The organism is Novosphingobium sp. fls2-241-R2A-195, assembly GCF_030209485.1.
Taxonomy (GTDB): Bacteria; Pseudomonadota; Alphaproteobacteria; order Sphingomonadales; family Sphingomonadaceae; genus Novosphingobium; species Novosphingobium resinovorum.
Genome location: NZ_JARVRY010000004.1, coordinates 295,087 through 309,326, shown reverse-complemented (window position 1 = coordinate 309,326; position 14,240 = coordinate 295,087). Strand labels below are relative to the sequence as shown.

The 14,240-nt window shown below is 67.3% G+C and carries 13 protein-coding genes; 11 read left to right on the top strand and 2 right to left on the bottom strand.

From position 1 onward, the window contains the following. Positions 1–102: 102 nt before the first annotated feature. The 11 genes from QRN25_RS04385 (at position 103) to QRN25_RS04335 (ending at position 12,032) form a co-directional block, all read left to right on the top strand. Positions 103–582, top strand: a complete 480-nt coding sequence (locus QRN25_RS04385) for a CopG family ribbon-helix-helix protein (RefSeq protein WP_197524482.1) — start codon at positions 103–105, stop codon at positions 580–582. Continuing rightward, on the top strand, positions 579–1,403 hold the full coding sequence (locus tag QRN25_RS04380) for an urea amidolyase associated protein UAAP1 (protein WP_285017657.1): 825 nt from the start codon (positions 579–581) through the stop codon (positions 1,401–1,403). Before QRN25_RS04385 ends, QRN25_RS04380 begins: the two co-directional genes overlap by 4 nt. 17 nt (positions 1,404–1,420) lie before the next feature. Further along, entirely contained in the window at positions 1,421–2,056 is a 636-nt protein-coding gene (locus QRN25_RS04375; protein WP_285017656.1) for an urea amidolyase associated protein UAAP2, read from the top strand. Further along, positions 2,053–5,661, top strand: a complete 3,609-nt coding sequence (uca, locus tag QRN25_RS04370; RefSeq protein ID WP_285017655.1) for an urea carboxylase — start codon at positions 2,053–2,055, stop codon at positions 5,659–5,661. The genes QRN25_RS04375 and uca overlap by 4 nt, the downstream gene beginning before the upstream one ends. Further along, the gene (gene atzF, locus QRN25_RS04365) at positions 5,658–7,418 is read left to right on the top strand and encodes an allophanate hydrolase (protein WP_285017654.1); all 1,761 of its coding nucleotides are present in this window, start codon (positions 5,658–5,660) and stop codon (positions 7,416–7,418) included. Before uca ends, atzF begins: the two co-directional genes overlap by 4 nt. Positions 7,419–7,615: 197 nt before the next feature. Next, positions 7,616–8,548, top strand: a complete 933-nt coding sequence (locus tag QRN25_RS04360; RefSeq protein ID WP_285017652.1) for a Vgb family protein — start codon at positions 7,616–7,618, stop codon at positions 8,546–8,548. A gap of 109 nt (positions 8,549–8,657) precedes the next feature. Further along, entirely contained in the window at positions 8,658–9,596 is a 939-nt protein-coding gene (locus tag QRN25_RS04355) for a LysR family transcriptional regulator (protein WP_285017651.1), read from the top strand. A 94-nt stretch (positions 9,597–9,690) separates the two neighbouring features. Next, entirely contained in the window at positions 9,691–9,843 is a 153-nt protein-coding gene (locus QRN25_RS04350; protein WP_285017650.1) for a hypothetical protein, read from the top strand. Beyond that, positions 9,843–10,244: a hypothetical protein gene (locus QRN25_RS04345; RefSeq protein WP_285017649.1), complete on the top strand. Its 402-nt coding sequence runs from the start codon at positions 9,843–9,845 to the stop codon at positions 10,242–10,244. The genes QRN25_RS04350 and QRN25_RS04345 overlap by 1 nt, the downstream gene beginning before the upstream one ends. A 99-nt stretch (positions 10,245–10,343) precedes the next feature. Next, positions 10,344–10,682, top strand: a complete 339-nt coding sequence (locus QRN25_RS04340; protein WP_285017648.1) for a UrcA family protein — start codon at positions 10,344–10,346, stop codon at positions 10,680–10,682. A 330-nt stretch (positions 10,683–11,012) separates the two neighbouring features. Further along, on the top strand, positions 11,013–12,032 hold the full coding sequence (locus QRN25_RS04335) for a class 1 fructose-bisphosphatase (protein WP_036525317.1): 1,020 nt from the start codon (positions 11,013–11,015) through the stop codon (positions 12,030–12,032). 61 nt (positions 12,033–12,093) lie between these two features. Here QRN25_RS04335 and QRN25_RS04330 read toward each other — a convergent pair whose 3' ends face one another. Continuing rightward, complete coding sequence (locus QRN25_RS04330; protein WP_036525054.1) at positions 12,094–12,711, bottom strand: TetR/AcrR family transcriptional regulator; 618 nt, start codon at positions 12,709–12,711, stop codon at positions 12,094–12,096. A 60-nt stretch (positions 12,712–12,771) separates the two neighbouring features. Then, positions 12,772–14,169 carry a carbohydrate porin gene (locus QRN25_RS04325; protein WP_285017645.1) on the bottom strand — a complete coding sequence of 466 codons (1,398 nt, stop codon included), beginning with the start codon at positions 14,167–14,169 and terminating at the stop codon, positions 12,772–12,774. Positions 14,170–14,240: the final 71 nt, after the last annotated feature.

Below are 14,240 nucleotides of genomic sequence, written 5' to 3'. Positions count from 1 at the left end.
CAGATGGGTCCCCGCCTTCGCGGGGATGACGGAAAAGAAAGAATGCAATTAGTTTAAATATTACGATTGACGTAAATCGTAATACCTGAAAAGAGAATGGGCATGGGCACAGACTCCGCAAGCCTGGCTCGGCTCAGCATGAGCCTTCCGGCAGACCTCTTCAGACAGCTCGACATGATGGTGGCGGAACGCGGCCTGCCTTCCCGCTCCCAGCTCATCGCCGAACTGATCCGCCATGCTCTGGCCGAGCACGGTTCGCTGATGCGGCCCGAGGAGATGCTCGCGGGCACCATCACCCTCGTCTACCGCAGCGAGCGGGGCCGCGTGCGGCACCAGCTCTCCCAGACGCAAGCCAGTTACCTGAAGGAAGTGATCTCCTCGCAGCATGTCGTGCTGGAGGACGACCAGTCCCTCGAAGTTCTTCTCGTGCAGGGTCCGGCCGTGCGGCTGAAGGAACTGTGCGACGCCATCCGCCGGGTGCGCGGGGTGCAGCAGCTTGAGCTGGTCACCACCACCGCCCTCCTGCCGCCGCTCTACGACCAGAGCGGGGACGACTTCAAGAATATCGGAGCGCATTCATGACCGAAACATTGGCCGATCCGCTCGCAGCCCGAGACCATGCCCGTGCCCAGGGCGGCACCGTGGTCGAGAGCATGCCGGTGCTGCCTCCCGTGGCGGGCGATCTGCCCGAGGGCGTCGATGCCGCCGACCTCGTGTGGGAGGAAACCATCGCGGCGGGCGGCTACGCCACGCGGCGCCTGACACGCGGCTCCCGGTTGCGGCTGATCGACGGGAAGGGCGACGCCTGCGCCTCGATCCTGCTGTTCAACGCCGAGATGCCGACCGAACGCCTCAATGTGGCGGACACGGTTAAGGTCCAGTGGAACGCCTATCTCGGCGAAGGCAAGCTGCTCCTCTCCGACATGGGCCGGGTGATGATGAGCATCGTCGAGGACAGCGCGGGCACGCACGATACCTTCTGCGGCACCTCCAACCCCGCGATCAACCTCGCCAAGTACGGCGAGGGTCGCAACTCCGGTGCCTTCCCTAGTGGCCGCGACCGCTTCCTTCTCGGCGCCGCTAAGCACGGCCTCGGCCGCCGTGATGTCCATCCCTGCGTCACCCTGTTCAAGGGCGCGCGGATCGAGGCGGACGGCGCGATCACGCCTGAGGTCGGCCCCTTCGAGCCCGGCCGCACCGTGATCCTGCGCGCCGAGATGGACGTGATCGTGGTGATCGCCAACGTCCCCCACGTCCTCGATCCGCGCCCCGAATACACCGTGACGCCGCTGCGCGCCTCGGCATGGCGCGGCCCGGTGACGGGCGAGGATGATCCCATCCGCACCGCCAGCCCCGAGGGCCTGCGCGCCTTCGAGAACGTCGAAGACTACTTCCGCCGCTGAACAAGGGACACGCGATCATGAGCACCGATCCTCACATGTCCGGCCTTACCGGCACCGTTCTCCACGACATCGTCGTCCCCGCCCGAGCGCCCTGGCTGCATCACGTCAAGGCCGGGCAGACGCTGCGCATCATCGACCTCGAAGGCAACCAGGCCGTCGACTTCCTGCTCTATTCCGCCGCCGACGATGCCGAGCGCTACTCTGCGCAGGATACCGTCGCGGCGCAGGGCAACCTGTTCCTGCGTGAAGGCACGAAGCTGCTTTCGAACGAGGGCAATGCGCTGATGACCATCGCCGCCACCTCGGTCGATTATCACGACACCATCGGCGGCGCGTGCTCGTGTGAATCCAACACCTTGCGTTACGGTCATCACACGAAGTCTGAGCACGCCTGCGTCGAGAACTTCCTGGAGGCCAACCTCCTCGAAGGGCGCGGCAAGCGGGACATCGTCTCCAACATCAACTTCTTCATGAATGTTCCTGTCGAGCCGGACGGGTCGCTGGGCATCGTCGACGGAATATCCGCGCCGGGCCTGACCGTGGACCTGCGGGCGGAGATGGACGTGATCGTCGTCGTCTCCAATTGCCCGCAGGTCAACAACCCCTGCAACGGCTTCAACCCCACTCCAGTCCGGATGATCGTCACCGCATGAGCTTCGACACCGTCCTGATCGCGAACCGGGGCGCGATCGCCACCCGCATCATCCGCACGCTGCGCGGCATGGGCCTGAAATCCGTCGCGGTCTATTCCGAGGCGGACGAGAACTCCAACCACGTATCCGAAGCCGACGAGGCCGTGTTCATCGGCGGGGCGAAGGCTTCGGAAAGCTACCTCAACATTCCCGCCATCATCGCCGCGGCGAAGAAGACCGGGGCAGGGGCGATCCACCCTGGCTACGGCTTCCTCGCCGAGAACGTCGAGTTCGCCGAGGCCTGCGCGGCGGAGGGCATCGTCTTCGTCGGCCCGACCACCGACAACATCCGCACCTTCGGCCTGAAGCATAGCGCCCGCGCGCTGGCCGCCGCGCACGACGTGCCGCTGGCGCCGGGCACCGACCTGCTCACCGACGAGGAAGCGGCGGTCAGCGCCGCCGCGTCGATCGGCTACCCGGTCATGCTCAAGGCCACCGCAGGAGGCGGCGGCATCGGCATGCGCGTCTGCACCGACGAGGCGCAGCTGCGCGACGGTTTCGCCACCGTAAAGCGTCAGGGGCAGAGCAACTTCGGCGACGCCGGGGTCTTCCTCGAACGCTACATCGGCCGCGCCCGCCACATCGAGGTGCAGTTGTTCGGCGACGGCGAGGGCCGCGTCATGGCTCTGGGCGAGCGCGACTGCTCGCTCCAGCGCCGCAACCAGAAGGTGGTCGAGGAAGCCCCCGCGCCGCTGCTGCCGGATGCGGTGCGCACCGCGCTCTACGCCGCCGCCGTGCGTCTGGGTGAGGCCGCCAAGTACCGCTCGGCGGGCACCGTGGAGTTCCTCTACGACGCCGACCGCGCCGAGTTCTTCTTCCTCGAAATGAACACCCGCCTGCAGGTGGAGCACGGCGTCACCGAGATGGTGATGGGCATCGACCTCGTCGAATGGATGGTGCGCGGCGCGGCGGGCGATTTCGCCTTCCTCGATGCGCCCGCGCCGACGATGACGGGCCATTCGGTGCAGATGCGTCTCTACGCCGAAGACCCTTCGCTCGATTATCGCCCGACTTCGGGCACGCTGACCGCGCTGGAATTCCCCGAGGACATCCGCGTCGAGACGTGGTGCTCGGCGGGCAGCACCGTCAGTGCGTGGTACGATCCGATGCTGGCCAAGCTCATCGTCCACGCGCCCACCCGCGAGGAAGCGGTGGAAGCGGCCCGGCGCGCGATCGACGCCACCCGCGTGGACGGCATCGAGACGAACGTGCGCTGGCTGCGCGACGTGGTGCGCACCCCGGCCTTCACCAGCGGCGAAGTCTCGACCAGGGTGCTCGACGGCGTGGTCTTCACCCCGCGCGCCTTCCGCGTCGTCAGCGGCGGCACCGCGACGACCGTGCAGGACTGGCCCGGCCGCCAGCACTTGTGGGCCGTGGGCGTGCCGCCTTCCGGACCGATGGACGACCAGTCGTTCCGCCTCGGCAACCGGCTGCTCGGCAATCCCGAGGGCACGGTGGGGCTCGAAGCCACCGTCACCGGCCCGACGCTGGCCTTCGTCTCCGATGCGCGCATCTGCCTGATGGGCGCGGATTTCGGCGCGACGCTGGACGGCGTGCCGGTGGAGCGCGGCGTTCCCATCGACATTGCGGCGGGCCAGACGCTGGCGATGGGCCGCGCCTCCTCGGGCGGTTTCCGGGGCTACATTCTGTTCGCTGGCGGGCTCGATATCGCGCCCTACCTCGACAGCCGCGCCACTTTCGAGCTTGGCCAGTTCGGCGGCCACGCCGCGCGCCGTCTGCTGGCGGGCGACACGATCCACCTCGGCTCCGACCCGGCCGAGGCGGCCTTGCCCGCCGTCACGTTGCCCGCAATCGGCAACGAATGGACCCTGCGCGTCCTCTACGGCCCGCACGGCGCGCCGGACTTCTTCACGCCCGAGGACGTGGAAATGGTCATCAATGCCGAGTGGAAGATCCACTACAACTCCAACCGCACCGGCGTACGCCTGATCGGCCCCAAGCCCCGCTGGGCGCGCACCGACGGCGGCGAGGCGGGCCTGCACCCCTCCAACATCCACGACAACCCCTACGCCATCGGCGCGGTGGACTTCACCGGCGACATGCCGATCATCCTCGGGCTGGACGGCCCGTCGCTCGGCGGGTTCGTGTGCCCTTTCGTGGTGATCGCGGCGGACCGCTGGAAGATCGGCCAGCTCGCTCCCGGCGACAAGCTGCGCTTCGCCCCGGTGACCATCGAGGACGCCGCAGCCGCCGACGCCGCCCAGCGCAATTTCGTGGCGACCGGCGCGGTGCCCGCAGCCACCCCGGCGCGCGGCGTAGAGACGCTGACGCCGATCCTCGCGGAAATTCCGGCCGAGAATTCTGGGGGCCCGGGCCGTCCGCGCACGGTCTATCGCCAGCAGGGCGATCGCAACATCCTCGTCGAATACGGCCCGATCGTGCTCGACATCGAGCTGCGCATCCGCGTCCACGCGCTGATGACCGAGCTGGAACGCCTCGCCGCGTCCGGCATCATCGACATCGTGCCCGGCATCCGCTCGCTCCAGCTGCACTTCGACGGTGTGGCGATGGATCAGAAGGCGGCGCTCGCCATGCTGATCGCCGCCGAGGAGCGGCTTGGCGACCTCGAGGACTTCACGATCCCCTCGCGCGTGGTCCACCTGCCGCTCAGCTGGCGCGATCCCGCGATCGTCGAGACGATCGAGAAGTACATGGCGACCGTGCGCGACGATGCGCCCTGGTGCCCCGACAACATCGAGTTCATCCGCCGCATCAACGGTCTGCCCGATCAGGCCGCAGTCGAGAACCTGATCTTCGAGGCGAACTACCTCGTCATGGGGCTGGGCGACGTCTATCTCGGCGCGCCGGTCGCGACGCCGGTGGACCCGCGCCACCGCCTCGTCACCACCAAGTACAACCCCGCGCGCACCTGGACGCCGCCCAACGTCGTGGGCATCGGCGGCGCCTACATGTGCATCTACGGCATGGAGGGGCCGGGCGGCTACCAGCTGTTCGGGCGCACCGTGCAGGTGTGGAACACCTACCGCCAGACCGAAGCCTTCACCGAAGGCAAGCCCTGGCTTCTGCGCTTCTTCGACCAGATCCGATTCTATCCCGTCAGCGCGAAGGAACTGGCCGACTGGCGCCGCGAATTCCCCGCCGGTCGCCGCGCGCTCAGGATCGAGCCGAGCGAATTCCGCCTCGCCGACTACCGCGCTTACCTGGCCGAGAACGCCGCCGGGATCGCCGAGTTCGAACAGCGCCGAAAGGCCGCCTTCGACGAGGAACGCGCCGAGTGGGAACGCCTCGGCGAATTCGACCACGCCGCCGATCTCGCCGATGCGGACCTGCCCGCCGAGGAGGCGATCGAACTGCCCGAGGGCTCCGATCTGGTCGAGGCGCCTTATGGCGGCAGCGTCACCCGCCTGCTGGTGCAGCCGGGCGATACCGTCGCGGCGGGGGACAAGATCGCGGTCCTTGAAGCGATGAAGATGGAATGCGCGGTGGAAAGCCCGGGCAGCGGCACGGTTTCGGCGCTCTACATGCGCGAAGGCCAGTCGCTGCAGCCCGGCGCCCCGATGCTCGCCCTGAGGAAACACGCATGACCCGTTTGAGCGCTACGAAAATCGCCGCCGCCGTCAGGGCCGGTCAGACAACCGCCGTCGCCGTGGCCGAGGACACTTTCGCCCGCGTCGAGGCCTACAATGCCGTCCAGCCGCAGATCTGGATCAGCCGCGCCACCCGCAGCGAACTGTTCGACGCCGCCGCCGCCGTGGACGCGCGCGTCGCGGCGGGCGAGGACCTGCCGCTGGCAGGCGTGCCCTTCGCGGTGAAGGACAACATCGACGTTGCCGGGTTCGAGACGACGGCGGCCTGTCCCGCCTTCGCCTACGAGCCGGAGGACGATGCGGGCGTGATCGAGCGATTGCTGGCGGCGGGCGCGGTCTGCGTGGGCAAGACCAACCTCGACCAGTTCGCCACCGGCCTCAACGGATCGCGCAGCCCTTACGGGATTCCGCGCAATGCCTCGAACCTGAACTATGTCAGCGGCGGGTCCAGTTCCGGCTCCTCGGTCGCGGTGGCGGCGGGGCTGGTGGCCTTCTCACTCGGCACCGACACCGCCGGATCGGGCCGCGTGCCTGCCGCGTTCAACCACCTGATCGGCATGAAGCCCACCAAGGGCCGCTGGTCCACGCGCGGCCTCGTCCCGGCCTGCCGCACCATCGACTGCATCACCGTCTTCACCGACGACACCGCCGATGCCCGGCTGGTGGACGGCGTGGTCGCCGCCTTCGATGTGGCCGATCCCTACTCCAAGCCGCTCGCGGACCAGCCTCTCGCCGTGAGGCGCATCGGTGTCCCGCGCCGCGAACAGCGCGTGTTCTTCGGCGACGGCGAGTCCGAATACCTCTACGACAAGGCGCTCGCCAAGCTGGCGACCTTGGGCGAACTCGTCGAGATCGACCTTGTCCCGCTGCTGGAGGCCGCGCAACTGCTCTACGGCGGCCCTTGGGTGGCCGAGCGGACCGCCGCGATGGAGGGCATCCTCGCAGCCAACCCGCTCGCGGTCGATCCCACCGTGCGCGCGGTGGTCGAGCCCGGCAAGGCCATGAGCGCGGTCGAGCTGTTCAACGGCATCTACCGCATGGCCGACCTCAAGCGCCACGCCGATCTGCTGTGGGCCGACATCGACATGATGGCCTTCCCCACCACCGGCACCACCTACCGCGTTTCCGAGATGTTGGCCGCGCCGATCGCGCTGAACAGCAACCTGGGGCTCTACACCAATTTCGTGAACCTGCTGGACATGGCCGCGCTGGCCGTTCCCGCCGGTATCCGCGCCAATGCCACCGGCTTCGGGGTCACCCTGATCGGCCCGGCCGACACCGACCGCGCCCTGCTGGACGCGGCCGACGCCTACCTCGCGGTCGCGGACTTGCCCGCGCCGCCGCCACTCGACCTGGAGGGAAAGATGCAGACCGTGAAGCTCGCCGTAGTCGGCGCCCACCTGAAGGACATGCCGCTGCACTGGCAGCTGACCAGCCGCGACGCCGAATTCGTCGGCGCCTTCGAGACCGCGCCCACCTACAAGCTCTATGCCATCGCCGACAGCGTGCCGCCCAAACCCGCGCTGGTGCATGACGAAGCGGGCGCCGCGATCAAGGTCGAGGTCTATGAACTGGGCGTCGCCGAGTTCGGCAGCTTCACCGTCGACGTGCCTGCGCCGCTCGCCATCGGCAACGTGACGCTGGCGGACGGCACCACCGTCAAGGGCTTCGTCTCCGAACCGCGCGCGCTGACGGGGGCGGAGGACATCACGCATCTGGGCGGCTGGCGCGCCTTCATCGCGAGCAAGGGCTGAGCGAGAGGGCAGGCCAAAGTGACGCCTCGCATACTTCGTCATTGCGAGCGCAGCGAAGCAATCCAGGGCGGTTTGAGACTGCCCTGGATTGCTTCGCTGCGCTCGCAATGACGGGATGAGGTTGATGTTTCCGCCGTAAGCACGATGGCGTTGATCGGGGCCGACACCACTTTTTCTTACTGAGAGGGGCAAAATCCATGCGCAAGTTCGGTCTGATGCTTCTGGCTGCCACGGCGGCATTTCCCGCCTTTGCGCACGCAAAAGAACCCGAGGTCATCCAGGTTCCGGGCTTCGCGGATTTCCTCGCGGTGGACGGCAAGACCGTCTGGGCGACCAACAAGGGCCGCGTCGAGCAGTGGTCGCGAAAAGGCAAGCTCGCCGAAGTCGCGATGGCGCACCCCTGCGGCGCGATGGCGATCGCGGCGGGCTCGCTGTGGGTCGCCGATTGCGAGGAAAAGGCGGTCAAGCGCATCGACGTGAAGACCGCGAAGATCGTCGCCACCATCCCCACCGGCATCGCCTCGAGCGGCGAACTCAACGTGGTCGCGGGCGAAGGCTCGGTCTGGGTGGCCAGCGACAACGGCGCCGACGACCGTGGGGGCCTCGTCGCCCGCATCGATCCGGCGACCAACGCGGTGATCGCCTCGGTCCCGGTCGATCCGGGCACGTGGTATCTGACTTACGGCTTCGGCGCGGTCTGGGCGGTGAGCGCCGCGAAGCAGGCGCTCCAGCGCATCGACACCGCCACCAACACCGTCACCGCGAAAATCCCGCTCGGCAAGGAGCCGGGCTTCCTCGCCGCGGGCGAGGGCGGTGTCTGGGTGCAGGAGCAGGGCGACGGCACCCTCGCACGGATCGACCCCGCGACCAATGCGCTGGCAGGCCGCATCAAGGTTGGCGACAACCTCAAGTGGGGCGACGTCGATACCGGCGCGGGCAAAGTCTGGCTGCGCACCACCGACGACCAGGTATTTGCGGTGATCGACCCGAAGGCGATGACGGTCGCCGCGCGCAAGGGCAAGGCGGCGGGCAGCGGGGCGCTGCGCTGGACCCCCAAAGGCGTCTGGACTTCGGCGCATGACGAGCACACGCTGACGTGGTGGTCGAACGCGGTGCTGCATGCGAAGTAGTGCTGTGGTGCTCTTGAGTGCCGCTGTGTGCCGTTGAGTGCCATCCAATCAGGGGCGCTTCATAAATTGCATCTATGACCCGGCGTTTGGACCGGCTACCCCTGCTTCCATGAGCGACGACACCCCGCTGACCGACCGCAAATTCGCCAGCCGGGTGGACTGGAACCTCATGCGCACATTCGTCGACATCGTGCGCGCCGGGGGCATCGGCGCGGCTGCGCGCGAACTCAACAAGCAGCAGCCGAGCATATCGGCCGCGCTCAAGCGGCTCGAGGACCACGTCGGCACCACCTTGCTGGTCCGCTCGGCCAATGGCGTCGAGATGACGGCGGCGGGCAAGGCGATGATGGCGCTGTGCGAGGACATGCTGGAATCCGCGCGCCTCGTGCCGCACCAGATCGCGCAGGCCATCCGGCGGGTCGAGGGGATCGTGCGTATCCAGATCGTTTCGGCCATCGTCTCGGCGGAATTCGACGAGGCGATCGCCAGCTTCCACCGCCGCCATCCCGGCATCCGCATCGAAATCCGCGTCTCGTCCTGGCGGCAGGTGCTCGATGCGCTGGAACGCGGCGAGGTGGAGGTCGGAATCGGCTATGATAACAGTGTGCGCGGCGGGCTGGTCTACGAGCCGCTGTTCGTCGAGCGCCAGCAGCTGTACTGTGGCCGCAGCCACCCGATGTTCGGCTATCGCATCAGCCAGCCGCGCGAGTTGAAGGACGAGGCGTTCGTCCTCGGCGGCGAGGACGAGATCGAGATCGTCACGCACTTGCGCCGCCGCTATGGCCTTGGCGCGCGCGTGACGGGTCTGGCGCAGGACATCAACGAGGCGCGGCGGCTGATCGTCTGCGGTGTGGGCATCGGCTTCCTGCCAGTTCCGGCGGTGCGCTCGGAGATCGAGCGGGGGCTGCTCTGGCCGCTGCTTCACGCCGACTTCGAGCCGTCCTACGAAATCTTCCTTCTCGCCCGCGCGGAGCCGGAGCGGGATACCGCCACGCAGCTGTTCATCGACGAGGTTTTCCGTCGGATTCGCGCGATTCCGCGCGCATAGATGAAATCTATGCCCTTCATTGCAAATTTGTGTCTGCCGTGACGATCGGCGGCGCGTCACTTTTGTTTCCCCGGGGAAAAGGTGACCGCCCAGAATGCGCAAAGCCACGAAATTCCAGCTGCTGGCCAAGGAAATCCGTCCTTCGAGCATGGGGACGGCAGTTCTCAGGCTGCTTCGGGACGGCATCGCCGCGCGCGCGCAGGCAGTGGGGGCGGTCCCTGCATCGCGCCCGGAACAGCACTCCTGATGCGCAGGGAGGTGTTCTGCGCAGAAAACCGTCTCAGGGTGGGCCTCGCGGCGTTGGGCATCGCGCTGTTCACGATCTGCGCCGGGGATGCCGATGCTGCTCCCCGTCCCGCAGCGAAGCTCGTTTCCTGCGGCGAGAACAACTGCCTGCAGGTTTCCGGCCGTCGTTCCGACCCCGCTTCGGTGGTGCAGATCAACGGCCACCCGGTGACGGTTGAGGGCGGGAAGGCGTGGAAGGCCGTATTGCCCTTGCAGACGGTGCGTATCTGGTCAGCCCCCATGGCGCGGACCATCGCCGTAACGGTGGTGCAGGAAGGTGCTTCCGGCACCCAGCAGGCCGAGTTGCCGATCGGTCTGCTCGGCCACGTCACCGAACTCGCACTGGTGGTAAGCAGCCGCTGAATTCAGCCAATATCGATAGATTGTCAGTTCCCCTGCAGAGCGCTATGACGTATGCGGCCGCCGTTAGAGTGGTCCTCGACAAGTGTGCAGGAGATGATGATGAAGATTGGCCTGATGGCGCTCGCCGCCTGTGCCCTTACCGTTTCCGGTTCGGCTTCGGCAGCGACCGACGAAAACCCCTTTGCCCGCGATCAGGTCATGCTTGATCTCAAGGGTCTCGACCTTGCCACAACCGATGGCCAGCAGCGCCTCGCGATCCGCATGGACCAGGCTGCCCGCTCGGTCTGCGGCGAGGGTATGGCCCGCGTCCACCTCATGGCCGAACGCAAGGCGCAGGACTGCCGCGCGGCGGTGAAGGCGGACATCCGCACCCGCATCGAAGCGCGCATGGCAACGGCCTCCACCCCCTCGCGCGTGCAACTCGCCAGCGCCCGCTGAGCGAAGTTGCCCGGCCGGTGATGCGCTCCGATTCGCGGGGGCGCGCCGGAACGGGCCTGCGATGAAGACATCTTCGCGCGGCGGTGATCCGCCGCGCTTTTCTTTTGCGCATCGGCGAACGCCGGAAAACCGGCTGGGACAACGTTGTCGCTGCGGCGAATTACGTCCGTGAGATCGTGACCGGGTGCGGTTGAAGTAGCGTTTTGCGCAAGTTTCGCGCATGGTCGCCCGGTCGCGAAGAAACGGGGGAGGCGTGACGGCGCATCCCTGCCGGTCTTCATGCACCTTCAGATACGCCGTCCCGGCGCAGCGCCATCGCGAAAGGCCAAGATGCAACCGATCACACTGACCCGCTTCCTCATCGAACAGCAGCGGCGCGAGGACAGCGCCTGCCCTTCCGAACTGCGCCTCCTCATCGAGACGGTCGCCCGGGCCTGCAAGTCGGTGACTTTCGCGATCTCCAAGGGCGCGCTCGGCGACGTGCTGGGCACGCTCGGCTCGGAGAACGTGCAGGGCGAAGTGCAGAAGAAGCTCGACGTCATCGCCAACGAAATCCTCCTCGACGCGAACGAGTGGGGCGGCCACCTCGCGGCCATGGCGTCGGAGGAGATGGAGACTATCCATCGCATCCCGAACCGCTATCCCAAGGGCGAATACCTGCTGCTGTTCGACCCGATCGACGGGTCGAGCAACGTCGATGTCGATCTGTCGGTCGGCACCATCTTCTCGGTCCTGCGCGCGCCGGAGAATTCGGCCGGGCGCGAGGTGACGGAGGAGGACTTCCTCCAGCCGGGCAGCGAGCAGGTGGCCTCGGGCTACGCGATCTACGGCCCGCAGACGCTGTTGGTGCTGACGCTGGGGGCGGGCGTCTACGAATTCACGCTCGACCGTGAAATGGGCGCCTGGCGCATGACCGACGGCCCGCTGAAGATCGCGTCCGGCAACAAGGAAGTCGCCATCAACATGGCCCGCCGCGCGCAGTGGTCACCGGCCATCCGGCGCTACGTCGATGCCCGCGTCGGCTGCGAGGAAGGCCCGCTGGCGGGTGAGTACAACATGCGCTGGACGGGCTCGATGGTGGCGGACATCCACCGCATTCTCAAGCGCGGCGGCGTGTTCCTCTACCCTTCCGACCACCGCAAGCCCGGCAAGGCCCGCCTGCGCCTGCTTTACGAAGCCAATCCGATGAGCTTCCTCATCGAGCAGGCCGGCGGCACCGCCATCGACGGCGAGGCGCGCATCATGGATGCCAAGCCGACCGGCCTCCACCAGCGCATCGGCGTCGTCCTCGGCGACCCGGAGGAAGTCGCTGCCCTGCTCGAGGAAGCCGGGCAGATGGCGAGCGCGTGATCGCGGTCTGATCGACGGGCGGAGGCTTTGTCTTCCGCCCGTTCTTCCGGCGAGGCAGGCGTTAGCTGGCCCGGCAGTAGGCGATGACGTTGGCGACTACCTGCTCGCGACGCTTCGCCGCAGCCGCCGGGCTGGTGGTATCGACCTTGAAGATGGTCGCAAACGTATAGCGGTTGGACACGAAGTAGAACGACAGCGCGCTGATCGTCATATGCAGGTCGACCGGGTCCAGCCCCGGGCGGAACGTGCCCTCGGCGACGCCGCGTTCGATAAGGGCGCGGGTGCCGGGCAGTACCGTTTCGTTGTACGTCTCGACCACTTCGCCGACATGCGGGGCGTGTCGCATGTTCTCGTCCATCACCAGTCGCACGAGTTCCGGGTGCTCGTAGTGGTAGTCGAACGTCAGTTCCGTCAGCCGCGCCAGGGCATCGATCGCGGGCATGTCGTCCAGCCCGGCGGCGAGTTCGGCCGAGCGTATGCCGCGATAGGCTTCAGTGAGGACCGCGCGATAGAGCGCTTCCTTGCTGCCGAAGTGATAGTAGATCATCCGCTTCGACGTGGCGGTCGCGGCGGCGATCTCGTCCACGCGGGCGCCTGCGAAGCCCTTGTCCGCGAAATGGGCTGTGGCGATCGCGATGATCTCTCGCCGGTTGCGTTCGGTGAAGCCGTCATCCTGCATGGCGCGCCCTATGGCCTTTCGAGGGCCGGGGGCGCAATGCCCTCAGCTCCTTTTTAACAATCAGATCTGCATCTTGACCTGCACGCCGAGTGCCAGCGCATCGTGCGTGGTTCGGTAGGAGAAGGCGCCCGGATCGACGATGTACTGCACGTCGGGACGGATATTGAGCCAGGGCGTCAGCTGCAGGCCGTAGCTCATCTCGATCGCCGTCTCGCCTTCGGGTAGGGCGGTGTAGCCGTCCGCGAAGCCGAGCAATTCGGCGTGAAGCGCGCGCAGGCGCTCGTTGACCTGCGCGTGGATCACGCCCAGCGCGAGGGTGTCGGCGTCGCGGCCCTTGAAGGTGCCCAGCTTGAGGAAACCGGCCGCGTACCAGCGGGTGATCTGCGCCGACTGCTCCGGGTTGGCGGTGAAGTGGCCGAAGATCGAGAGGCCGCGCTTGCCGTTGCCGCCCTTGTCGCGCAGGATCATCTGGTCGCCCAGCACATAGCCGCCGAAGCGACCGGTCACGCGGCCCGGGGTGCCCTGCCGGTCGGCATTGGCGGTGTCGTAGTAGAAGCCCACCTTGTAGTGGCCGGGCATCACGTGACTGCCCGGCGTGGCGCCGGGATCGTACTCCAGTTCCAGCGGCAGGACGACGCCGGTGGTCTTGCCTGCGAACGGTTTGAAGGCGTTCTTCTCCAGCCCGAGGTCGGGGTTGGTCTGGTAGACGCCGGTGCGCAGGATCAGGTCGGGGCGCAGCTTGTAGCGCACCGCCAGCCCCCAGCGGGCGTTGGGATAGTTGTACCAGCCGGTGCTGCCGCTTTCGGACAGCGGATGCGCGCAAAACGCCGCGTTGACGAGGTTGCAGCCGATCGACAGGCCGCCGAGGTCATTGCCCATCGCGAAGAAGCCCGCGCGCAGGTTCAGGCGGCCGCCGTCGAAATTCTGTTCCCAGGTCAGTTCGCTCAGGCGCGCATAGTAGCCGCCCGCCGCTTCCTGTATCGGCAGGCGGTTGCCCACGAAGTCGGACGAGATGCCGATGCCGCGCCGGTCGTTGATGGTCACGTGAATGGCGCCGCCGTCGATCCCGGCGATCTTGTCCATGTCGAGATCGACGCCCGCGCGGATCTGCTGGACATAGGCGGTGCCCCGGTGCTGGCCGCCGTCGACGTTGGAGAAGGTTTCCGAGACGTAGTCGGCGCGCACGGTGACCCCTGCGTCCTTCAGGTCGGTGCGCACGCCGCCCCAGTCGCCGGTCAGCGTCTCGCGCGGATGCGGCGCGTGCAGCGGCCTGGCGGTGGAGGCGGCCTGCGTGGAAGTCGGCCGATGGTCCTGCGCGGAGCCCGCAGTCGCGGCGGCGCCGGTCACGACGACATTGGTTGCGGCCTCCGCCTCGGCGTCTTCTGCCAGTGCGGTAATCGGGAAAGTGAAGGCGCAGCCTGCGGCGAGCGCTGCGAGAGAATGGATGCGACGGCCCATGGCCCCTCCTGCTGCTGCTCCCGCGCGCGGCAAGGTCCGGCGGCGGGGCAGCTCTGTCTGGTCGTTGGAAT